Source organism: Armatimonadota bacterium (assembly GCA_016789105.1).
Classification (GTDB): domain Bacteria; phylum Armatimonadota; class Fimbriimonadia; order Fimbriimonadales; family Fimbriimonadaceae; genus UphvI-Ar2.
In genome coordinates this window covers 178,781-199,485 of the sequence record JAEURN010000004.1, presented here as the reverse complement: position 1 = coordinate 199,485, position 20,705 = coordinate 178,781, and the positions used below count along the sequence as shown (strand labels likewise).

Sequence of the window (20,705 nt, the reverse complement as noted above, 5' to 3'; positions counted from 1 at the left end):
GGGCAAATCGGTAACCTCCTGCCACCATGGTCAAAACAGCCAGTGCAGTTTGGAACAACGGGATCAAGGACGGCAGCGGGACGATTTCAACCCAGTCGGGCGTGCTTCAAAACGTCCCCTATGGGGTCGCGACCCGGTTTGAAGGGGTCAACGGGGCAAATCCCGAAGAATTGGTGGCGGCGGCCCACGCCTCGTGCTTCAGCATGGCCCTCTCCCTCTTCCTCAACAACAACGGCATGAACCCGGTCAAGATTGAAACGACCTGTGAAATCACCCTTGAAAAGGGGGACACCGGTTTTTCCGTCACCAAGTCGCACCTCACGACCAAAGTGGATATGCCCGGAGCCGACCCGGCCAAGTTCCAAGAAGTCGCGGCGGAAGCCAAAGCTAACTGCCCGATTAGCAAACTCCTCAACGCCGAAATCAGCCTGGACGCAACACTCGCCTAACGGAAAGTTAAGAAACGCATCCGGCGGGGCCGCCATGGCGTCAAACTACTGGGAACCCAACCGATAATCCCTTTGACGGAATGAGCCAATCCCCGCCGGACACCCTGGGCAAATACCAGATCATCCGCGAGATCGCCCGGTCGAACGACATCGTTTACGAGGGCTACGATCCCGTGATGAACCGGCGCGTCGCCGTCAAAGAGCTGGCAGTTCCTGGCGGAGCGACCCAACAGCAAAAGGAAGACCGGATCAAGCGGTTCATGCGGGAGGCCAAAGCCGCCGGATCACTGGTTCACCCCAATATCGTCACGGTTTACGATGTGGCCGAACAATCTGGCCGCTACTACTTGGCCATGGAATTCCTTGATGGCCAAACCCTGCGCAAAACCATCGAGGAGCAGGGGACACTGACGGCCGATAACGCGATTGAAGTCGCCATCGAAATCGCCAAGGCCCTTACCTTTGCCCATGCCAACGGCGTGGTCCACCGCGACGTCAAGCCAGAGAACATCCAAATATTGGAAAACGGGGCGATCAAACTCACGGACTTTGGCATCGCCCGGCTGACGTTTGAACCCAACATCACCATGGATGGGCAAGTCTTTGGCACGCCCAGCTACATGTCGCCCGAACAAATCAATGGCAAAGACATCGATGCCCGGTCAGACATTTTCTCGCTCGGAATCATCCTCTATGAGATGGTCTCGGGGAAAAAGCCGTTCACCGGAGATAGCGTCGTCACGATCACCTATGCGATCATGAACGCGCAACCGGACCCGATCCCTGGTGTCAGCCAACCCCTTTGGCAAGTGATTTGCAAGGCACTGGACAAAACGCCTCACCTGAGGCACGCAAACTGCGAATCCTTTATCGCTGAACTCAAAGCAGCTCAGAGGGCCCTTTCGGCTCCGCCGCAAATCCAGGCCCACATCGCACCAGCGCAGCCATCATATGGCCAGTTGGCCAACAACCCGGTCACTCCATACGGGACGCCCAACCCGCTCTACAACGCTGCCCTTGCCGGCATGCCGGCCCAAGCCGCGCCCCCGCCGGCTCAACAATACAATTACGCCGGGGCGGCCCCCCAAACACCCATCTATGCGCCTTATCAGCCCGGAGGGACGGCCCAGGTGCCCCAATACTATGGCCAACCTTATGGTGGAGCGAGTCAGGCAGCGCCGCAGATCCCGGTCTACTATCCACCACCGCCGCGCCGTCCTTCCATTTCGATTTCGCCGGAAGCAAGTGCCAATTTGGCCCGGTTCTTTATGGCCGTGCTCATCATCGGCGGCATTTGCGGATTGCTCATCTTTGGGCTCAACACCATTGCCAAGTCGACTCAAGAAATGAACGGCCGAAAAGTCGCATCGGCCGGAACTGGCAAAACATCCCCCCTGCCCTCGGAGCCTCAACGTGTTTCGCCCGACTCGGGCCAGGCAAAACGAGCTGCACCAGACGCCACTAAGCCAGAATCCCCCGCCCAAGCACCCAAAGAAACCGTGAACGTCTCCAACCAACCCACCGGCAATCCTGAAACGATCATGCTCGACGCCGAAACCCTTGTGGATGAAGGCGCGCAAACCGACATTGCCCAAATCCGGGATGAAAAGTGGCGGAATGCCAACGAGAAATTCCGCGATGCCGGAATCATCTCACCCAATCGCAAGCAGGAATTCGAAGAGCGGGCACGGTCGAAATACATTCAAATCAGCGACTATCTCGCCCGGAACAACGATCGGCCCGCCGCCCGCGCGGCCCTTTATCAGGCCCAAGCCTTCAGTACCACCGACCTGCAACTTGCCGACATCAGGAACAAACTCAGCCAACTGGGTGGTTGAATTACTCGGCCCGGTACGCTGCCATTTTGACATCCGGCGATCGACCCTGTTTACCGGTAATTTGCAACAACACGCGGTCGGCCACCACCGGTGTGAACTGCACAATCCGTTGTGCCCCCACCGTCGTCCCCCGGGCAACCTCTTTGTATTCGCCGTTAACGCGGGCCGACAGGATCCACGTTGCGACACCTTGGCCGCGGGCGATGGCTTCCTCGATCGTGACTGCCGATACCGTTTGTGGCTTGAACTCAAGCTCCAGGGGAGCAACGTTCCGGGCTTGCATGATTTGCCGACTTTGGAAACCCTGGCGCAAGTCTCTGAACCCATTCAAAGCCTGGATGTCCACATCTGCTATGCGACCCCGGCGGTCTGGCGGCACATTGAGCAAAAGGTTGGCTCCCCGGCCCACAGATTTCAACCAAATGTCGAACAAGGTTTCTGGGGATTTCACAGTTGAATCCTCACTTGCCCGCCAAAACCACCCTTTGCGGATTGAAACATCGCATTCGGCCGGAACCCAATCCTTACCACCCATCTTTCCTTCAGTCAGCTCTGCAAAAAGCGGTGTGCCAGGCACATAACGGTCGCGGTCGATCGTACACCAATTGGTTTCTCCGGCAATGCCGGATTCGTTCCCAACCCAGCGGATATCTGGACCCGCATCGGAGAAAATCACCGCATTCGGCTGTAATTTCCTCACTGTTTGGTTGAACTTCGCGAAATCGTAAACCTGTTTCTTTCCGTTAGGGCCCTCACCGTTAGCACCGTCGAACCACACTTCGCTGATTTCCCCAAAGGCGCCCCCCAACACTTCTTCCAACATATGGATGAACACGCCGTTGTATTCAGGTGTCCCATATTTGGGATGGTTGCGATCCCATGGGGAAAGATAAACCCCAAGCTTCAAACCGTATTTTTTGCAACTCGCCGAAAGCAACTTAAGCACATCGGGTTGACCAGCTTCTCGCACCGTGTGCGTCGAAAACTTGCTGGGCCACAGGCAAAATCCATCATGGTGTTTGGCGGTCAAAATCACCATCGACATGCCCGCCTCCTTAAAGACCTGGCACCACTGGTCGGTATCCAAATCCGTTGGGGCAAACACCTTGGGGTCTTCCAGCCCCGTGCCCCACTCTTTGTCCGTAAATGTGTTGGGGCCAAAGTGGACAAAGGCGTAGTAGTGCAGGGCATGCCACGCCAGTTGCCGCTTGCTGGGTACCGGGCCAAAAGCCGTTTGAGCGGTTAATGCCATTGCTAATAGTCCAACCACCTCCCCAGTCTAGCCCAGTGCCGGCCTGATTGACGGTAGGTACAATCCGGCCCGACCGGAGGGATGGCAGAGTGGTCGATTGCGGCGGTCTTGAAAACCGCTAAGGTGAAAGCCTTCAGGGGTTCGAATCCCCTTCCCTCCTCCACGCGATCATTTTTTTCAACTTTATTCCCTTTTGGGCTTCCACATACTCGCAATCGGGTTCCATAATCCGGGGACACCATCTGGTGTCCGTCTGTCAAAAAGGTGCCCTCAAATCGAGCATGTCGGCCCCAATTTGGATGACCTGGCCGGAAGCTCCATTCATGAAAAAGATCCATCCCGACCAAGTGGAGAGCCTGTCGCTGGACTATGGCCACATCAGCGTGTTGGCTTCCTACGCCGCGTCCGAAGTCTATTCAGCATTTTCGCCCTACGAATCGCGGGCCATCCGGGAGGTTGCCATCGAAATCGGAAAGACGTCGGCCTCTGTTGGCGAGCACGTCAAAAAGCTGGTCGATTGTGGACTCCTCCTTCAAGTCGCATCCCGCAAGCGGCGGTCACGCATCGAAGCCCTCTATGCCCACCGGGCATTCGAATCCCATCTGCCGACCAGTGGACAACCGCTCAAATTCCGCGAAAAGTACGTCGACCGATTCAAAGGGATGATGCGGCTCCTCGACCGCCAACACGAGGCCATGCAGAATGCCGGGCAACTCGATCCCGGATTCTATAGCTACTTCAACCACCAGTGGCAGAATGTCTTCCTTTCCCCCGCGAACGCCAAAATCATCATCGACCGTATGAACGAGATCAGCACGCTAGCCAGGCAACTCAACGAAGGCGACCCCGAACGGCGGGAAGGCAAAGAGTTTGTCCGCGTGAGCGTCACAACCGTCATGATCCCAACGCAAGTGGAAAGCCGGCGGCGAATGGAAAAGGCAATTAAGAAATAGCTTGTTTCCGACGGGGCCAAACGCCCACGGCAACCGCCGACAGCCAAAAAACACCCAGGAACCCCATGCGGCCCCCAAAAGCGTCGCTCCCGGAGGGCACCATAACCATGGCTTCTTGGGCTGCCCGCACCCCAACCGGGACATCGGCAACCAAGTTGCCCCGGCTATCCGTTGCCAGGCTTTTCCCCCTGGCGCCCACGCGGAGCAACGGCAGTCCGCTTTCTATTGAGCGCCAAATGCTGCTCATCCACAACTGCTCATAGGCCGGGGTCGATTCATACCAGTCGTCAATGGACATTTGCACCAAAACTTGAGCGCCGTTATCACAATGCGAAGCCGCCAGGTCGGGGAAAACGCCCTCGAAACAGATCAATTGACCAATCTTCATGTCGTGGAACCGGAGCGTTTTCAGCTCTGGTGCCGCAGAAATATCGGCAGCCCCAATATTGAAATCCTTGAGGAACGGCAGCTGCTCGCGCAATGGCACATATTCGCCAAACACCACCAATCGCGTTTTGTCGGCATAGCTCCATTTTGAGCCGTCCCACAAAAAGGCCGTCTGGTAGCTGGATTCCGGCAACATCCGGTGAGCCCCCATCACAACGGGGATGAGCGGGGCGGGGCCGAGCGGCGTCACGGGTTCCGATCCGTAAACCTCTCCCGCGTAGCCTTCCGGCAAGATCAAAAGGCGAGTACCTTGCCGCTCGGCTTCTGGCAAAATTTGGGCGGTGGCGGCCGTCAGTTGCCGGTGCTCGTCGTCCGGTGTCGTAAAAGCCATGTCCACACCCGGCTGGCCCAAGGTGAACTTGGCCTCGCCCCCCCGCGATGGGAAGGAGTAACGCACCAGCGATACTCCCAATCCCACAAAGAACACGGCCAGGGCCGTTTGGGCATGCCTTTTCCAGCCTTCGTCCCAACCCTCCTTTTTCCAAAGGGCGGCCACCCCGATGTTGAACACCACAACCCAAGCGCTCACCAAGAACATCGTTCCAAAAGCCCCGAGTTGCGCAAGGGCCGGAAATTTCGCCAACGGCAGCGAGATGTTTGCCCACGGGAAGGCCAACCCCGGAATGTATGCCCGGAACGCCTCGATTGCCGCCCATGCCAAAGGCACCGCCCACGCCCATCCTCGGGACAGGCCCCGCGCCATCAGCCACGCACAAAGGGCATAAAACCAGCCCGCCAAAAACATGCACACAAACCAAGGGGCGAGCCCCAACCCCAGGCTCCCCGTCCACCGGCCCACAAACGGGATTAGCCAAAACATCTGATAGCCAAAGTAGACGAATCCAAACCCGTAGCCTTGCCAAAAAGCGTGCTTGGGGCTCGTGTGTTTCAAGGTGGCAAGCCACGGCACCAAGGCGACAAAAACGAGGGGCCACAGGTTAAAAGGCGGAAAAGCCAGCGTCAAGAGTGCCGCACTGGCCAGCCAGGGAACCCAACTAGCAGCAATCGTCTTCATGGCCGGAAAGGTGGCGGGTGTCGCTGAGCCGCAATACCTGCCAATAACCATCGGGCCGGCGGATGAGTTCCGTCACCGAAGCGTTTTCTAGCCGGAAACTCTTGGCGGTTTGAACCGTCCCGCGAATCAGCCGGGACATCAAGAGCCCGCCAGTCCCGCCGTGGGTCACAACCATCATGTTGTCACGCGACCGGTCGATCAACCGGTGGAACCGGCCCAACCGGTTCCAAACGTCTTTCATCGACTCGCCGCGTTCGGGGCGGATCTCATGTTCCCCAAGCCCTCGGGCCCGGGTTTCGGCGGCAAACCAGGTGCGGATGTCCGTATAGTGCGCGCCTTCGAGTTCCCCAAAAGTCCGTTCGCGCAAATCGCCGCGGGCTTCCAAATCGATGCCAAGACGGACAGCAACCGGGCCGGCAGTTTCGACGCACCGCTTCAGGTCGCTCGTGTAGACCTTGGAAACACGTTGGTTTTCAAATGCGGCCGCCAGCCGGAGGGACTGACGCCGTCCGACATCATCCAAATCGACATCGGAATGCCCTTGCGCAATGCCTTGGGTGTTCCACGTCGTTTGGCCGTGGCGGACGATATACAGCCGCATATAGGGAGAAGATCATACCGCCCACGGCGTGTGAGCCCCGATCTCTTTGCCCTTCGAATCGATGCGGAGTGTGCCGACTTTCAGCACCCGGACCGGGGCAGGGACAACCGCCGTGTTCAAAACCTCCATCAGGCCCCGGCCGGGGTCAAACCGCTTGATGACCCCCATGCCAAAGTCCTCGCCGTTTTCTAGCGCAAAGCTACATAGCGTCCCGTGATAGCTGCGGGGGTCGACCAAGTGGAGACGATGCGCATGCACATCGTCCAGTAGCCGGGAAACCACCGCGTCATCGGGCTTTTCCGCGGTCACCCAAAGGAGGTGCCCGCCCGATACCTCGCCGTGGCCCGAAGGTACTTCAACCCGCCTGCCTGTCCCCAGCCGGCAACCCTGGGTTTGGATATCGGCGATCCGGACTTCGTGCAAAGCGCAGTTTTCAAGCAGCTCCAGCCAACGCGCCCTGCGTTGGGCGTCCCGAACCAGCGGGGGAAATCCGGCGGATAGCGGGACTTCTTCCGGTCCGACGGGCCAGGGCCAACTCAGAGACAGGCATCCTTCTGCCGCCAGGATCCGTTCTGCCCGGCAAACTTGGGAAAAGGCCACCATCATCTGGCGGCAAACCGGTGATTCCGACGGTTCCGGGAGGATCACGCACGGCTCGCCCTCAGCTAAGTCGAGGGCCCCGGCCAACCACCCAACCGGATTGCGAAGGAAGTCGGTGGCACCAATGAACCTCCAGGCAACGGGGCGCCCGCCCTGTAAACGAACCAACCGGCCCGGCGGGCCGACTTCCGCTTGGCAGGGGTCAGCAACCAGCACATCGGAGTGGGTTCCGGCTTCGAACCAATCCCGCCAACTGTGGCCAGACGACCCAACCAACAGGGTCCGGCCCAAATTCAACCTTCCCCATATTTGGCGCTGGGGCGCGCCCGCATCCTGGCCCACTCGCGCAGTTCCGCGATGTCCTCGCTCATCATCCGACTCAACGGAACCTGGTTATCCGCTTCGAACTTGATGTCCTTAAAGGTGACCTCCCGGTCGGCAAAGAATGCCGCATTCAGCGCGCCGACGACCAACTGCTCGATTTCTGCCCCGCTGAACCCATCAGTGATGGATGCCAACTCGCCAACCTTGAACTTTTTGGGGTCGCGCTTGCGCTTGGCCAGGTGGATCCGGAAGATCTCCTCCCGCTCTTTCGTGTCCGGCAAATCCACAAAAAAGATCTCGTCGAACCGGCCCTTCCGCATCAATTCCGGCGGGAGCTGGGCCACGTTGTTCCCCGTCGCGATCAGGAATACCGGCTTGGTCTTTTCCTGCATCCACGTGAGGAATGTGCTGAAAACCCGGGCCGTTGTCCCGCTATCGCTGACCCCGCCGTTCATCCCGGCAAACCCTTTTTCCAACTCGTCAATCCACAGGACGCAAGGGGAAAGGCTTTCCGCAATCGATATGGCGCGCCGCATGTTCTGTTCGCTTTGGCCGACCAAGCTGCCAAAAATCCGCCCGACATCCATCTTGAGCATGGGCAGGTTGTAGGCGCTGCTGACCGCTTTGGCGACCAGCGACTTCCCGCACCCCTGAACCCCAATGATCAAAATCCCTTTGGGATACGGGATGCCAAAATCCCGGGCCGCATCGGTGAAACTCTTGCTCCGCTTGAGCAGCCAATCCTTCAGCAAGTCGTGCCCGCCGATGTCGTCCATCGAGTTGGAGCTGGGATAGAACTCAAGCATCCCCGTTTTGCGGACGATCTGCTTTTTCTCTTCGATGATCTTGTCGACGGTGAGCCGGCGGTCTTCCACCAGGGCCCGCGCCAAGGCGCTTTCAATCTCGTCCGTGGTCAATCCTTGGGCGCTCCGCACGATGGTCTCCCTCAATTCTGGACTCAACGCGGTATCAACATTCGGAGTGTCGGCCATCGCCTGGGTGACTTCGTCCAGCTGGCTGCTGATTTCGTCGCGGCCGGGGAGAGGGTATTCCAAAACGGTCACATCTTTTTCCAACTCGGTTGGCAAGGCGAGTTGGGGACTCAGCAGAATCAACGTCTGAGCCTTGCCCCGGAGCCGGGCCGCCAAATCGCGGAGGAGCCGCACCACCCGCGTATCTTTCATGTAAGGGTGGAAATCTTTCAGCAAAAACACCGTGAACTCGGCGCTTTCGTGGATTTGGGCCAATGCCTCCAGCTCACCGGGCAAGGTTGTCGCCTTGACCGGGCCGCTGGCCCGCCGCACCGTGGGAACCATGCCCTGGGTCACGCTCCATGTGTGCAGCTGGCGGTTCAACTTTTGCGCAATCTCTTTGATCGCCTCTTCAACCCGGCGCTCCTCCCAACTCGTCACCCAAAGAATCGGGTACTTGGCCCGAATAAGCACTTCGATCTCGCGCTTTGCATCCACAACCGGACTCTACCCTTGGACCGCAGGGGTGGTTGCACTTGCCGGACGGGTGGCTCACCCCGGACGGTCAACGGCGGTCTGGTGAGATGCCCCAGATTCGAATCCGCGCCTGAGAATGGCTCCCTTCACTAGTAGTAACTCAGGCTGTACAAATTGAGGCCGCCTGAATCCGTTGTGCAGTAATCCCCCACAATCACCCCGCCATAGCTCACCCACTCGGTGAAAATCAGGCTGGAAAGCGGCGGGCCTGCGCTCAGAGTCAGCGCATTGCCTGTGCCGTCGGCCAGCTGGACGCCGCTGACCACAAGCGACGCCCGCGACCCAGCGATTTTGAGGTTGATCGAGAATTCCTGTTGAAACGAAGGGAGGTTGAAAAAAGTCGTGTTGTTCGGGAGGTTGACCCAATCTGTCCCGGCACCGGTAAACGGGTTATTGATCAGCCGCACGTACTGCGAGCCGCCGCTCCACGCAAAACCGACCCCGAAGAACCTCCCATTCTTATCCTGAATTCCGATCATCGCGCCAGGCACGGGAGAAGTAGCAAGGCTCAAAATCGAAGAATTGATGTTGTTCAAAATATTGGCCTGCACCTCGGAACCCAGGCTGAAGTCGATGGTCGGGTCGCGGCGTTCAACAACTGCATATCCACCGACCCCAGAGGCACCTGAGCTAGTCAACGTCAGATAAGAACGGTGGAACGTGAGTTGAGTCTCCGTCGTGATTGCATAAGTCCTGAAGCCGGATGACAGGTTTGTCCGGAAATTCCATCCCCAATAAGTTCCCGCCAAACTCGGATGGCTGGGCAGAACATTATTGATCGTGTCCGTGATCGTGATGCCACCCGCGCAAAACGCCGAACAGGCAAAAGAAAGAAGACCGGCCGCAAGCAGGGTTCTCATGCAATTGAGACGGCAAAACGCCGCGGAATGGATCGGCCACACCACGTTGTAGTCGACCCCAAAGATGGAGCCTCGCAGAGTCAATTTTCCGTCATGCGCTTTGTCCGAGGAATCGAGGCAAAAGGTTTTGGGAACCTTTAGAATTGTTGCCGAAGCACCTGGTGGCCAAAAACATTCAGCGGGCTTCGGTCGGGTTCAGCGTGGATAAAAAGCCGTCCTTTGGACGGGCCCCCAGGCCCGCCCCATTTGGCAAAACAACCTCACCCTCCTCGATCCTGATCCCACCGTCGATCGGATCCTCGGCGTGGCCCACATGCGCATCCAGATCGAAAAACGTGAACGCAGGGTCGCTACACCCGACATGCGCTGATGCGGTCACACCGAGTCGCGTTTCCGCCATTCCACCAACCATGCACCGCCCAAACCCGTTGCGCACAACCGACGCGACTTCCAGCGCACCAGCAATGCCGGCCGTCTTGCAAAGCTTGACGTTCACCAAATTGCAGCAACCGTCCCGCAGTAGGCTGAACGCATCCTCGGCCGAAAAACAACTCTCGTCCGCCATGACGGGCACCGGGGCATGGTCGTGGAGCCATTTCAGCCCTGCCCAATCCCCACGTCGGACCGGCTGCTCACAAAACTCGATGCCCAACTCGGCAATCTCGCTCAAAAGTTCCAAAGCCGTCTCCCGGTCGTAGGCTTGGTTGGCATCGACCCGGATCGCCGATTCAGGAGCACCCTCGCGAACCGCCGCTACACGCCCAATGTCGCTTTCAAGGCCGTCGCCCAGTTTCACCTTGACCGCCCGGAATCCCGCTGAGGCGATTGCTTCGGCCTTTGACCGTGCCGTATCGGGATCAACGATGCCAATCGTCAAGTCGGTTGGCAAACGGCGCGGTTCACCGCCGAGTAATTGCCAGAGCGGAATCCCTAACGCTTGCGCTGCCAAATCGTGCATTGCCATGTCGAGGGCGCAGAGAGCCGTCGTCTGCGTGGGCAAAAGCGACTTCAGCCGATTTGCTTCGGTACCGGGGCCCCCTAGTTTCCGACCGGTTATGTGGGGGGCTAAGAATTTCAGGGCCTCAAGGCAAGTCCCTTGGGTTTCGCCGTTGATCGCGTGGAACGGCATCGCCTCGCCCCAGCCGGTCAGCCCACCCGACTCCACCGAGACGAAAACGCCATCCACGCTCTGCGAGACCATGGTTGCAATCCGGAAAGGAGATTCCCGTCGGATCGAATACGGGAACAGGCGGATGCGCTCGATTTCCATGGCCGGCTAGGGCACTTGGTATACCCGGTCGACCATCATCTGGACCGAATAGTGCTGATCGACACCGCTGATCGCCAGATGCTCCAACACATAGCCACCCGGGGAATTCAATATCGAGTTCCCCCCGGCGAAATTCAACACTTGCCCGGGGGCGGCAACCCCCTTGGGGATCGCCCCAAGGTCGAATTCGACGGTTTGCCAGACCCCCCCGACCAACAACTGGCCGTCGGGCTGTCCATTCAATCCGGTCAACCCGCCGTTGGCAACCCATTCGATGCTGCCCGTCGTGCCTCCGTTGGCCCCGATCGCGCCGAACCCCGAAACCTCCCGGAGACCCAACGCCACCCGGACCGGGGAACTCACATACAAATCGATCCGGAGCTTGCGGGATAGGTCGAGATAAGGATTCGGACGCCCTGCGGAATTGAATGTCGTCAACCGGCACCAGCGGCCAGCCCGCCGCCACATAAACTCAAACTGCGCCTCAAAAACCTGGCTGCCCGCTAAGGCGAGGTTGGAGGCCGGACTGGGCATTCTCACCACATGACCCGCATTGAATTTGGTTTCCAGCAAGCCGCTTGTTGAACCGCTGAACCGCGGCTTTTGGAACATCGTGCTACTATCCAAAGCCGCCGACTCAAAATCTTCCACCACGGTTTGGGCGCAAGCAGGGGCAACAAGTAGCACCGTTAAGGCACAAGTAACGAGGTGGGGGCCACGCATGCCCCTATCGTATCCCTAGCTGGCTTATCCGCGCAACCTGGCAATTGCGCCGGTCATTTTTCGGTGTCCAACGCCAACCGGCACATCAATTCGACGCAGTCTGGAATCACCGCATCATTAAAATCGAACCGGGGCGTGTGCACGCTGGCCATCTTCCCGCTTGAAGCATTCAAACCGACAAAGAAGAACGATGCCGGAACATGTGCTCCGTAATAGCTAAAGTCTTCACCTCCCATGACGGGGTTGGCGAGTTCCGCCACCCGACCCTCGCCAAGGACCTGCTCGGCAACGCGTCGGACGTTGGCCGTGGCCGATGCATCGTTCACGGTCACCGGATACCCCTCGGGAATGTCCACTTGCGCCGAACAACCCATGGCTGCGGCAACCCCTTGGGCAATCTCGAGAATCCTCTGCGACGCCATGTGCCGGGTCTCCTCTTTGAGGGTGCGCAAGGTCCCCCAAATCTCAACCGATTCCGGGATCACGTTGTGGGCCGAACCGCCATCGAGCTTGGTTGTGCTGACCACCACCGAATCGAGCGGGTCCACATTCCGGCTGGCAATCGATTGCAGCGCCGTCACAATGTGCGCGGCGGCAATGACTGGGTCGGCCGTCGTGTGGGGAGCGGCCGCGTGCCCTCCTTGCCCTCTCACGGTGATTGTCCACGAGTTTGTGGCCGCCATCATCGGGCCAACCTTCCACCGGATTTGGCCGGCCGCCTCATCTGGCCAACCGTGCAGCCCATAAATAATGTCTGCGGGCTTGCCGAGAACGCGGCCATCCAACGCTCCGTCTTCGCACATCGCTCGGCCCCCGGCACCACCTTCTTCAGCAGGCTGGAACAGGAGCAACACATCGTTTGGCCTGTTTTCTTCTTGGCTGAGTGCTCGCGCCACCCCCACGAGGATGGTTGTATGGCCATCGTGGCCGCAAGCGTGCATCTTGCCCGGGGTCTCGCTGGCATAAGGCAGCCCCGTTTCCTCCAGGATCGGCAAGGCATCCATGTCCGCCCGCAAGGCGACGCACTTTCCACCGGGCCGGGTCGCCGGGATGAAGCCCAAAACCCCGGTCCCCTTCGCCAATCCGTTCTTAAATGCAACCCCGGCTTTGGTCAACTCGGTCTGAACCCGCCCGCTCGTTTGGACTTCTTCGTACATCAACTCGGGGCACCGGTGGAAGTCATGGCGGAGGGCAGCCAGGTAGGCCGCGTCGGAATCGATCCGTTTGCGCAACATGCTTCCAATTTACCGGCATGGCCGGGATCTCGTTGATGCGATTCCGGAGCATGCTCGGCCTATCAACCCATGGTGCGGCCCGGTGGGGCCGCTGAGGACAAATCGAACAATCCAAACAGTAGACTCCACCCATGCCCAACCCGCTCAAAAACCCGGAGGCCCAAAAGTGCCTTGAACGGCTGGACGCCATATCGCCGACAACGGCCAAGGCAATGTTTGGAGGGTGGGGCTACTATTCCGAAGGGGGCCCGATCTACGCCATCTATGCCGTCGACCAAGGCTATTTCAAGGTGGATGACGAGAGCCGCCATCATTTTGAGGAGGCTGGCCAAGGCCCTTTTATCTTCAACGGGGGCGACAAACCCATGGCCATGCAGTACTACTCCATCCCGGAAGAGGATTGGCTGAGACCAGAATCCCTGGCCAGGTGGATCCAGCTCGGCCAGGAGGCGGCTGCACGGGCCGCCGCCAAAAAAACCGGCAAACGCAAGCCGTTGGCATGACCCTTGCCCGAAGGGCCCCTGGAGAATCTGCCATGAAGGTCTGCCTGCCCCTCGTCATCGCCTCCTGCCTGGCCCTGAGTGCCTGCGGTGGGGTCACTTCGGCTTCTAGCCGTAATCCAATCGCCCGCGTGGTGTTCGAAACCAGCTCCGGCAACGTCACCACCATGGCGGTGACCCGGAAGGGTCGCGACCTGGCGACGGAGACCGACCCCTGCAAGGCTGGCGCCGGGACTTGGTGCACATTCACCAATTCGCCGACCGAACAAGCCGCGGATTTTGAGCTCGATACAAACCAAACTGCCTTCATTGTTTGGCTCGTCAACACATCCGGCACCGACGAGACCGGCACGTTAAAGATCTATCTCGACGGCGACCTGCGGTTCAACAAGCCCAAAACGATCCTTGCCGGCGAAACATTTAACGCGGCGGAAATCAACTGATCGTTAGGCGTAAGCCAGTTCGACAACCTTTTGTGCAGCTTCCTGCATGGTCGCTGCCCCAACGATTTGGGATCCTTCCAGGATTTTCAATCCTTCTTCGGCCGCCGTGCCATCGATCCGGGCAACGACGGGGATTTTGACGTCTAGGTCAGCGAACGCGGCAAGCAGGCCCTTGGCGACTTCATCTCCCCGGGTGATGCCGCCAAAAATGTTGATGAGCAGGCCCTTGACATTGGGATCTTTCAGCACCAGGTTCACGCAGGTCTTGACCCTTTCTGCTCCAGCGCCACCCCCGACATCCAAGAAGTTTGCCGGCCGGCCACCGGCCCGGTTGACCTCGTCGAGCGAGCACATCACCAATCCGGCCCCATTGCCCATGATCCCGATGTCTCCCCCAAGGTTCACGTAGGCGATCCCCAGTTTGCCCGCCTCGGCATCAATCGGGTGATCTGCCGCGTCGTCCTTGGTCGCATCATATTCCGGATGCCGGTAAAGAGCATTTTCATCGATGCTCACTTTGGCATCGGCGGCAAGCAGCTTGCCCTCCGGTGTCCAAGCGACAGGGTTGATCTCGATGAGGTCGGCATCTTCCTTTTGGTACACCTGCACCAGCCCTTTGATCATCGCGACCATTTGGCGTTGGGCCGGGCCTGGGATATTGGCCCGCTTGACGGCATCCCGCACCTCAAAGTCGTCCAATCCCCAGGCCGGGTCTACATAAAGCCGGATGATCGCATCGGGATTTTCTTCCGCAACCTGTTCGATCTCCACGCCCCCCTCTTTGCTGACCATCACCACGAGCCGTTGTTCGGCGCGGTCGAGCAGGACGCTGAGGTAGTACTCCTCGGCAATGTCGACGAGTTCGCCGACGAGCACTTTTTCCACGACCATGCCATCTGGGTTTTGGATGCTGACGAGACGTTTCCCGATGAGGTCACCGGCAAATTGCGCAGCACTTTCACTATCCTGGAAAAGCTTGACGCCTCCTGCTTTGCCCCGGCCGCCCATCAAAACCTGCGCCTTCACCACGACTTTGCCGCCGAACCGATCTGCCGCCGCCTTGGCTTCGGAAGAATTGACCGCGACTTCCCCGCCCGGCACGGCAACCCCGTACTTGCTCAAGAGGTCTTTGGACTGGTACTCGTGCAGCTTCATCGTCGCCGGAGATTACCCGCGCCATCGCGGGGGAGCCTCCCCCGTCCGGCCCAAGGCCACGCCCTCGTCCCGGCCATGCCGGGACTCTGCCCCGGACGGGGGAGTCCCGGGGATGACTGGTAAGCAGGGGAAAGATATAATCACCCAAGGCCCATGAACTGCCCCCGCTGCGGCAAGCAAAACGAAGAAGAAGCCCGGTTTTGCGCCAAATGCGGACTTAATTTGGTCGAAGCACAACGGGCCCAAAGCCAAGCCGCCCCTCCTGGGGAAGAGACCCGTTACTGCTATCGCCACCCCAAGGAGGCCACCAACCTGAGCTGCGGGCGATGCGAACGGCCGATCTGCACCAAATGCGTGATCCTGGGGCCCGCCGGCCCCCGGTGCCCGGATTGTGCAAGGTCGAAGACCGAGTTCCGCCCGGCGGCCGTGGTCTATGGAGCCAAAAAAGGCTTGGGATCCCTCGTGGGGTCGGCGGGCCGAGGAGGGCCGTTTGCTTGGTACTACCTCATCATTTTGGTCATGATGCTCGGCGGATTCATCCGGGGATGCGCACCGATGTTCAACCAACCCGCCGGAAACCATCCGGCACAATCCCGGTCTGCTGATCCCGACCGATGACGCCTAACGCCGGATGGGCTCGAGCAACATCTCTTTGGTGTAGATGAAGTCCTCGCGCTCGTAATTGGCCAACTCAAAATCTTTGCGCAGAACGATAGCTCCGGTCGGGCAAGCATCCTGGCAGTACCCACAGAAAATACACCGCAACATATTGATTTCATAGCGTTCGGCGTACCGTTCGCCGGGCGAGCGGCGGTCTTCGTCGGTATTTTCCGCCGCTTGGACATAGATGCAGCGTGCGGGACACGCCCCAGCGCACAGGGAACACCCGATGCAACGCTCCAAACCGGAGTCGTAGCGGGTCAAGACATGGCGCCAACGGGTTCGGACGAACTGCTCCCGCCGCTCTTCGGGATATTGGACGGTGACTTTTTCGTGCAACAGGCGCTTGGCCGTAATCCCAAAACCCGTGATGATCGGCTTGGCGACATCCTTCAAAACTTCAAAACTCACACCGTCACCTTTTCCTGCGTGCTGGGGATGACTTCCAGGATCTTCATCTGCCGGTTTTTGCCCATGGCTTGTTGCTTGATTTTGTTTTGCAGTTTGATGATGCCGTACATGAGGGCATCGGGGCTCGGCGGGCAACCCGGGACATAGACATCGACCGGAACCACCTGGTCCGCGCCCTGGACGATGGCGTAGTTGTTGTAGACGCCGCCGCTGCTGGCACAGGCCCCCATGCTAATCACCCATTTGGGCTCGGGCATCTGGTCATAGATCTGCCGCAATACCGGGGCCATCTTTTTGCTAAGCCGCCCGGCAATGATCATGACGTCCGCCTGCCGGGGGGTCGCTCGGAATGCCTCGCTCCCGAATCGGGCTAAGTCAAACCGGCTCGCTACCGTCGCCATCATCTCGATGGCGCAACAGGCCAAACCGAATGTCAGCGGCCAGAGGGCATGCGCCCGCGCCTGGTTCATCCCAATATCCAGCAAGGTCTTTGAACTTGTCACAACCACGCTCCCACCTTTTTGGATATCCCCGAAAACCGGGGTGGAACTGTCGTGCAATACCAGGGTTTCGACTCTTTTGGGCATCGGCTCCCCCCGATTCTACTCGTTCGCCGACCGGGCCGTTGGCGGATCCCTGAGCCTGTTTTGTCAAAAATGGAAACGGGACGGCTCAAACCGCCCCGTCTCTCATCCGACGAACCCTTGATTACCTTTTGCGCCGGCGGGCCGCTGCCGCTCCAACCAATCCGAGCACAGCGAGGCTGGCCGGCTCCGGAACCGCTTGGTAGTTCACGTTGCCAGCGAAGGTCCGTGGCGTGAACTGCGTGCCACCGAATGGCACGGCTCCTGTTCGGGAAACATCGCTGAACAAAGTCAAATCGGCATTTGACCATGTGGTTTGAGGCGGAGCAGCCGACGTCCCGGTGTAACGGATCCCGTTGCCGGTTGTGACACTGTGCAGGTAAACCGATTTTCCGATCCCGGTTTGCAATGAGATCTGGTTGTTGAGCGTCACGGCGGCCAAGGTTGCCGTTCCGTTCGACGTGAAGGCAACCGTGTCAAACAAAGTCCAACCGACATTGCTGGCCGTGAATCCAGCATACGCGCCGTCCCGCACGTAGACTTCAATACTACCGGCCGTTCCCGCCGCGGCACCGAAGTAGGTGTCGAACGAAACCACACTTAAATCGCTGTTGGATGTCAGGGTCATGAAAATTCCCCCGGTTCCATTGTTTGAAAGGGCAGTCGAAAGGGTTTGGGAATAACCGGGCAACGCCACGGCAACAAGGATCAATACCGGCAATCTTTTCATAATTTCCTCAACTCGAATACCAAGTTGTTGTGCAGCATTGGCCGCAACTCTCATGAGCGTAACCGAAACATCCGTTCATCTTCGCCCGTAAAAATACTGGCAAATGGAATAAACTGCCTTTGCCCGATGCAAGCTAAAATCGACAGGTGGACGTCCCGCTAGAAGTCTTTGCCCGGGCGTTTTCGCAGATCCGATCCCGAGCCTATCCGGTCGTGCCCCGACTCCAAGATGGGGTTTGGATCCTGGCGGATACTCCCCACCGGCCAAAGGCCCGCGCCGCCGAGCTCATCACCGCCACCGCAGACCCCGAGCTGATTTTGAGAGTCGGGGAATCGATCCCGGCGAACCGGTGGAGCTTGGCACTAGCCGTCCCCGTCCACCAAAGTTTGGAATCCGCCGCCCGGCTCTTTAAAGGCCACGGTTGGCGCCGGTTTTCCACCGAACCGTTCTTCACGCTCGAACCGGCGCAAGCCACCCTCTGCTTTGGGCACGATGTGCGTCGTATTGACTCGCTGGACATGGTCCTCCACATCCAAAAGATCTCAAAGGCCAAGCACATCGAGCTGGAACACGTTGGGGTTCCCGATGCTCCCAACCGGCTTTATGCCTGCTTTCTGGAGGGGGAGCCGGTCGGCTGGGTGAGCTCTCTCCGGATCGGCGGATTGGGAACCTGGGTCAGCAACCTCTTTGTCCAACACCGCCACCGCAGTCAAGGGATTGGCGCCGCCCTCATGTCGGCGCTTTTGCAAGATAACCCAGACTCCCTAAGCGTTTTGGCTGCAAGCTCCGATGGTGCCCGACTCTATCCCAAACTCGGCTACCACCGCATTGCCGACCTGATCCTGTTCCGCCCCCCCGGCTATGGCCGGTGATTGCATCGGCAATTTTCAAGGCCACCCTTGTTTTTGTCGGCAATCGGGGCTATCATGACTTCATATGTTGAATGATTACCAGCTAGTGGTCTCCATTCAACATTAGTGGTACCAGGTCACCACAAATGGTCAAATCCGTTCCCTTCAAGCTCGACCTTCCGCCGACCATCGGGCAAGTCTCCGGCTACGACTTTAAAAAAACCCAACTCGCGTGGCAACAGAGCCCCCAGTGGCATGTCCTCATCCTCACGTTCTACAGCGGAGAAATCACGGTCAACGGCAGCGCCCAGAGGTTCAACGAAGGATCGGCGATCGTGGTCACACCAGGATCCCTCGCCAACATCCGCCGGGACGATTGCCCAAAGAACGGTCACTTTTTCCTTCATTTCACCGCCCACCCGGAAGCAACGCATCTGGTTTCGTTACCCACCATTTCCGATTTTGCCCCTTACCTGCCCGCGTTTGACAATTTGCTCGCCATGGCTTTCGACCGCTTCTTGTTCACCAAGTGCGCCGCCCAATCCGTCATCTGGACCCTCCTTTGGAGCCTCTCGACCGAACCCAACGCCTCGGCAGAAAATCCATCCCTTGCTAAGGTCCGGGATTTTGTCGACCAGAACCTCGCCAATGATTTCTCCGTTGCGGATCTCGCCCGGGTTGCCGGAATCTCCCACAACCACCTGATCCGCGTCATGCGAGAGGAATTGGGCGTCACCCCCCAACAATATGTCCGGCAAAAGCGGTTGGAAACGGCCTGCCAACTCCTTGTTTCCAGCCCCGAGCCCATCAAGTCCATCGCCCACAGCGTCGGGATTCCCGACCTCCAGAGGTTCAACAAGCTTGTCCGAGACGCCTTTGGGGCCTCCCCGCGGGAGCTGAGGTCCCAAAAACTCGTGAAAACATCGTTCCGGGATACACGCTGACGCGGCGGTCAGCGCTGGTCGGCATTCACCGTTTGTGGTTGTCGCTCACGCCGTTAACCAAAACCTAACGTTTGTGTTACACTCTTTTGCAATTCCCGTTGGTTTTGACGGGCTTCCGATTCGGAGAGAAAACATGCTCAAACGCTTTGCCTTGCCTCTTTTGTTCGCTTGCGCCGCCGCCGCCCATGCCGATATCCTGACCTTTGGGCCCTCGGCAGACACCCGGATCCTCTCGTTCTTCCCAACAAGCAACTTCGGCGCCGATATCCTTTCCACCTACAATGGCCCAGGGAATGTGCAACGGACGGCGATGAAATTCGACCTGTCCTCGCTCGCCACTTCCACCATCGTCACCAGTGCCAAGTTGCGACTGTTCGGCCAGACCTTCAACGGCGGGCAGGAAACCCAAACCGTCGACATCTTCCGCATCAACAGGGACTGGGTGGAAAACCAGGCCTCGTGGACCAACTCCGACTCCGTCACGCCGTGGGCCAATGCCGGCGGTGACTTCGTCGGAACCGGTGGCGGCCAAGGGGTCAACCCCTACTCAACAACGGCGATCAGCGGCAATGGGACTGGCCAATGGCACGAATTCGATGTGACCAGCCTGGTTGCCCAATGGGTCGCCGGGACGCAAGCCAACCAAGGGATGATGCTCGTTGGGAGCGAGAACAAGTCCTTTGTTTATGTCCAACGGGAAGCGACGACGAGTTCATTCCACCCCGAGCTGGTTATCGACACAAACGTCGTGCCTGAGCCGGCAACCACGGCCCTCTTCGGATTGGCGGCTATCGCCGCCTGGCGCAAACGACGCAAGTGAGGCTCTCCGGTCTACCGGGCGGTCAAAGCCCGGTTGACCGCATCTTCCAACGGTTGCCCGTCGCCAAATCCTACTTGCGTGTGAACAACGCGACCGTCGCGGCCGACAACCACAAAAAACGGGACGCTGTGCGAGCCGAACGCCCTGGCCACTTGCCGGATCCCCACTGCGGTCGGGACTCCGAGTTTTTTGGATAGCGCCGCCGCCCCGGCCCGGTCGTCATTCCAAGCGTCGCCGGCGATGACGGCAACCCGTTTTTCCGGGTAGCTGTCGAAAATCCTGGTAACCGCCGGACCGGCGGCTTCGCAAGCCCCTCACCCTTCGCCGCTGACATAAAACAACACAACGCGGCCCGCAACATCCTGGTTGGCGAGTTTTTCTCCGTCAACGGTCTGCATCGAAAATCGGGGCATCGGCCGACCGGGCCCATTCCCCAGGCCCGAGACAATACGGAACCCCAGTGCGAACACAAGCGCACCGGTGATCCAAATCCCTGCGGTGAGTGCCTTCCCGGAGTCCATCCCAACCGACT

24 protein-coding genes and 1 tRNA gene are annotated in these 20,705 nt (G+C 58.9%); 10 read left to right on the top strand and 15 right to left on the bottom strand.

What is annotated here, in order from left to right; genetic code table 11:
- The first annotated feature begins 26 nt into the window (after positions 1-26).
- Positions 27-449 (top strand): OsmC family protein, encoded by a 423-nt coding sequence (locus tag JNM28_03880; protein ID MBL8067564.1) that lies wholly within the window; start codon positions 27-29, stop codon positions 447-449.
- A gap of 80 nt (positions 450-529) precedes the next feature.
- The gene (locus tag JNM28_03875; GenBank protein MBL8067563.1) at positions 530-2,287 is read left to right on the top strand and encodes a serine/threonine protein kinase; all 1,758 of its coding nucleotides are present in this window, start codon (positions 530-532) and stop codon (positions 2,285-2,287) included.
- Position 2,288: 1 nt separating this feature from the next.
- Here JNM28_03875 and JNM28_03870 read toward each other — a convergent pair whose 3' ends face one another.
- Complete coding sequence (locus JNM28_03870; protein MBL8067562.1) at positions 2,289-3,539, bottom strand: alpha-L-fucosidase; 1,251 nt, start codon at positions 3,537-3,539, stop codon at positions 2,289-2,291.
- Between the two features lie 75 nt (positions 3,540-3,614).
- On the opposite strand from JNM28_03870, the gene JNM28_03865 reads away from it, so the two are divergent.
- A tRNA-Ser gene (locus JNM28_03865) sits at positions 3,615-3,702 on the top strand.
- 160 nt (positions 3,703-3,862) lie between these two features.
- Complete coding sequence (locus JNM28_03860; GenBank protein ID MBL8067561.1) at positions 3,863-4,492, top strand: hypothetical protein; 630 nt, start codon at positions 3,863-3,865, stop codon at positions 4,490-4,492.
- Here JNM28_03860 and lnt read toward each other — a convergent pair.
- From lnt to JNM28_03820, 8 genes are all read right to left on the bottom strand, one after another.
- Positions 4,482-5,954, bottom strand: coding sequence for an apolipoprotein N-acyltransferase (gene lnt / locus JNM28_03855; protein ID MBL8067560.1), 1,473 nt, complete (start codon positions 5,952-5,954; stop codon positions 4,482-4,484). The genes JNM28_03860 and lnt overlap by 11 nt on opposite strands.
- Complete coding sequence (locus tag JNM28_03850) at positions 5,935-6,555, bottom strand: histidine phosphatase family protein (protein ID MBL8067559.1); 621 nt, start codon at positions 6,553-6,555, stop codon at positions 5,935-5,937. The genes lnt and JNM28_03850 overlap by 20 nt, the downstream gene beginning before the upstream one ends.
- A gap of 12 nt (positions 6,556-6,567) precedes the next feature.
- Positions 6,568-7,446, bottom strand: a complete 879-nt coding sequence (locus JNM28_03845) for a hypothetical protein (protein MBL8067558.1) — start codon at positions 7,444-7,446, stop codon at positions 6,568-6,570.
- 2 nt (positions 7,447-7,448) lie between these two features.
- On the bottom strand, positions 7,449-8,948 hold the full coding sequence (locus JNM28_03840) for an AAA family ATPase (GenBank protein MBL8067557.1): 1,500 nt from the start codon (positions 8,946-8,948) through the stop codon (positions 7,449-7,451).
- 128 nt (positions 8,949-9,076) lie between these two features.
- On the bottom strand, positions 9,077-9,931 hold the full coding sequence (locus JNM28_03835) for a hypothetical protein (protein ID MBL8067556.1): 855 nt from the start codon (positions 9,929-9,931) through the stop codon (positions 9,077-9,079).
- Between the two features lie 91 nt (positions 9,932-10,022).
- On the bottom strand, positions 10,023-11,117 hold the full coding sequence (locus tag JNM28_03830; protein ID MBL8067555.1) for a dipeptide epimerase: 1,095 nt from the start codon (positions 11,115-11,117) through the stop codon (positions 10,023-10,025).
- A 6-nt stretch (positions 11,118-11,123) separates the two neighbouring features.
- A complete protein-coding gene (locus tag JNM28_03825; protein ID MBL8067554.1) occupies positions 11,124-11,840 on the bottom strand; it encodes a hypothetical protein in 717 nt (238 codons plus the stop codon).
- Positions 11,841-11,893: 53 nt separating this feature from the next.
- Positions 11,894-13,075, bottom strand: a complete 1,182-nt coding sequence (locus JNM28_03820) for an amidohydrolase (protein ID MBL8067553.1) — start codon at positions 13,073-13,075, stop codon at positions 11,894-11,896.
- Positions 13,076-13,206: 131 nt separating this feature from the next.
- Between JNM28_03820 and JNM28_03815 the strand changes: the two genes are divergently transcribed.
- Positions 13,207-13,578: a TfoX/Sxy family protein gene (locus JNM28_03815; GenBank protein ID MBL8067552.1), complete on the top strand. Its 372-nt coding sequence runs from the start codon at positions 13,207-13,209 to the stop codon at positions 13,576-13,578.
- Positions 13,575-14,018 (top strand): hypothetical protein, encoded by a 444-nt coding sequence (locus JNM28_03810; GenBank protein ID MBL8067551.1) that lies wholly within the window; start codon positions 13,575-13,577, stop codon positions 14,016-14,018. Before JNM28_03815 ends, JNM28_03810 begins: the two co-directional genes overlap by 4 nt.
- Positions 14,019-14,021: 3 nt before the next feature.
- Here the strand turns inward: JNM28_03810 and sucC are convergent, their stop codons facing one another.
- Positions 14,022-15,173, bottom strand: a complete 1,152-nt coding sequence (gene sucC / locus JNM28_03805; GenBank protein ID MBL8067550.1) for an ADP-forming succinate--CoA ligase subunit beta — start codon at positions 15,171-15,173, stop codon at positions 14,022-14,024.
- Positions 15,174-15,326: 153 nt separating this feature from the next.
- Here sucC and JNM28_03800 point away from each other — a divergent pair, with 153 nt between their 5' ends.
- On the top strand, positions 15,327-15,791 hold the full coding sequence (locus JNM28_03800; GenBank protein ID MBL8067549.1) for a zinc-ribbon domain-containing protein: 465 nt from the start codon (positions 15,327-15,329) through the stop codon (positions 15,789-15,791).
- 3 nt (positions 15,792-15,794) lie between these two features.
- On the opposite strand, the gene nuoI is transcribed toward JNM28_03800, so the two are convergent.
- From nuoI to JNM28_03785, 3 genes are all read right to left on the bottom strand, one after another.
- Positions 15,795-16,244 carry an NADH-quinone oxidoreductase subunit NuoI gene (gene nuoI / locus JNM28_03795; GenBank protein MBL8067548.1) on the bottom strand — a complete coding sequence of 150 codons (450 nt, stop codon included), beginning with the start codon at positions 16,242-16,244 and terminating at the stop codon, positions 15,795-15,797.
- Positions 16,241-16,831 (bottom strand): NADH-quinone oxidoreductase subunit B, encoded by a 591-nt coding sequence (locus JNM28_03790; GenBank protein MBL8067547.1) that lies wholly within the window; start codon positions 16,829-16,831, stop codon positions 16,241-16,243. The genes nuoI and JNM28_03790 overlap by 4 nt, the downstream gene beginning before the upstream one ends.
- A 121-nt stretch (positions 16,832-16,952) precedes the next feature.
- The gene (locus JNM28_03785) at positions 16,953-17,558 is read right to left on the bottom strand and encodes a PEP-CTERM sorting domain-containing protein (protein ID MBL8067546.1); all 606 of its coding nucleotides are present in this window, start codon (positions 17,556-17,558) and stop codon (positions 16,953-16,955) included.
- A 146-nt stretch (positions 17,559-17,704) separates the two neighbouring features.
- On the opposite strand from JNM28_03785, the gene JNM28_03780 reads away from it, so the two are divergent.
- The 3 genes from JNM28_03780 to JNM28_03770 all read left to right on the top strand — a co-directional run bounded on the left by JNM28_03780 (position 17,705) and on the right by JNM28_03770 (position 20,173).
- Entirely contained in the window at positions 17,705-18,430 is a 726-nt protein-coding gene (locus tag JNM28_03780; GenBank protein ID MBL8067545.1) for a GNAT family N-acetyltransferase, read from the top strand.
- 125 nt (positions 18,431-18,555) lie between these two features.
- On the top strand, positions 18,556-19,353 hold the full coding sequence (locus tag JNM28_03775) for a helix-turn-helix transcriptional regulator (GenBank protein ID MBL8067544.1): 798 nt from the start codon (positions 18,556-18,558) through the stop codon (positions 19,351-19,353).
- A gap of 133 nt (positions 19,354-19,486) precedes the next feature.
- Positions 19,487-20,173 (top strand): DNRLRE domain-containing protein, encoded by a 687-nt coding sequence (locus JNM28_03770; protein MBL8067543.1) that lies wholly within the window; start codon positions 19,487-19,489, stop codon positions 20,171-20,173.
- Positions 20,174-20,184: 11 nt separating this feature from the next.
- Here JNM28_03770 and JNM28_03765 read toward each other — a convergent pair whose 3' ends face one another.
- Together JNM28_03765 and JNM28_03760 are read right to left on the bottom strand one after the other, a co-directional pair.
- Positions 20,185-20,325, bottom strand: coding sequence for a hypothetical protein (locus JNM28_03765; protein MBL8067542.1), 141 nt, complete (start codon positions 20,323-20,325; stop codon positions 20,185-20,187).
- Between the two features lie 162 nt (positions 20,326-20,487).
- Positions 20,488-20,694, bottom strand: coding sequence for a hypothetical protein (locus JNM28_03760; protein MBL8067541.1), 207 nt, complete (start codon positions 20,692-20,694; stop codon positions 20,488-20,490).
- Between the last annotated feature and the right edge of the window lie 11 nt (positions 20,695-20,705).

Excerpts from the sequence above, each read along its gene's own strand:
- JNM28_03860 (MBL8067561.1), top strand. The coding sequence starts at position 3,863 with ATGAAAAAGATCCATCCCGACCAAGTGGAGAGCCTGTCGCTGGACTAT.
- JNM28_03815 (MBL8067552.1), top strand. The coding sequence starts at position 13,207 with ATGCCCAACCCGCTCAAAAACCCGGAGGCCCAAAAGTGCCTTGAACGG.
- lnt (MBL8067560.1), bottom strand. The coding sequence starts at position 5,954 with ATGAAGACGATTGCTGCTAGTTGGGTTCCCTGGCTGGCCAGTGCGGCA.
- JNM28_03770 (MBL8067543.1), top strand. The coding sequence starts at position 19,487 with ATGCTCAAACGCTTTGCCTTGCCTCTTTTGTTCGCTTGCGCCGCCGCC.
- JNM28_03850 (MBL8067559.1), bottom strand. The coding sequence starts at position 6,555 with ATGCGGCTGTATATCGTCCGCCACGGCCAAACGACGTGGAACACCCAA.
- JNM28_03790 (MBL8067547.1), bottom strand. The coding sequence starts at position 16,831 with ATGCCCAAAAGAGTCGAAACCCTGGTATTGCACGACAGTTCCACCCCG.
- sucC (MBL8067550.1), bottom strand. The coding sequence starts at position 15,173 with ATGAAGCTGCACGAGTACCAGTCCAAAGACCTCTTGAGCAAGTACGGG.
- JNM28_03875 (MBL8067563.1), top strand. The coding sequence starts at position 530 with ATGAGCCAATCCCCGCCGGACACCCTGGGCAAATACCAGATCATCCGC.
- JNM28_03870 (MBL8067562.1), bottom strand. The coding sequence starts at position 3,539 with ATGGCATTAACCGCTCAAACGGCTTTTGGCCCGGTACCCAGCAAGCGG.
- JNM28_03775 (MBL8067544.1), top strand. The coding sequence starts at position 18,556 with ATGGTCAAATCCGTTCCCTTCAAGCTCGACCTTCCGCCGACCATCGGG.
- JNM28_03760 (MBL8067541.1), bottom strand. The coding sequence starts at position 20,694 with ATGGACTCCGGGAAGGCACTCACCGCAGGGATTTGGATCACCGGTGCG.
- JNM28_03800 (MBL8067549.1), top strand. The coding sequence starts at position 15,327 with ATGAACTGCCCCCGCTGCGGCAAGCAAAACGAAGAAGAAGCCCGGTTT.
- JNM28_03830 (MBL8067555.1), bottom strand. The coding sequence starts at position 11,117 with ATGGAAATCGAGCGCATCCGCCTGTTCCCGTATTCGATCCGACGGGAA.
- JNM28_03825 (MBL8067554.1), bottom strand. The coding sequence starts at position 11,840 with ATGCGTGGCCCCCACCTCGTTACTTGTGCCTTAACGGTGCTACTTGTT.
- JNM28_03785 (MBL8067546.1), bottom strand. The coding sequence starts at position 17,558 with ATGAAAAGATTGCCGGTATTGATCCTTGTTGCCGTGGCGTTGCCCGGT.
- JNM28_03880 (MBL8067564.1), top strand. The coding sequence starts at position 27 with ATGGTCAAAACAGCCAGTGCAGTTTGGAACAACGGGATCAAGGACGGC.
- JNM28_03820 (MBL8067553.1), bottom strand. The coding sequence starts at position 13,075 with ATGTTGCGCAAACGGATCGATTCCGACGCGGCCTACCTGGCTGCCCTC.
- JNM28_03810 (MBL8067551.1), top strand. The coding sequence starts at position 13,575 with ATGACCCTTGCCCGAAGGGCCCCTGGAGAATCTGCCATGAAGGTCTGC.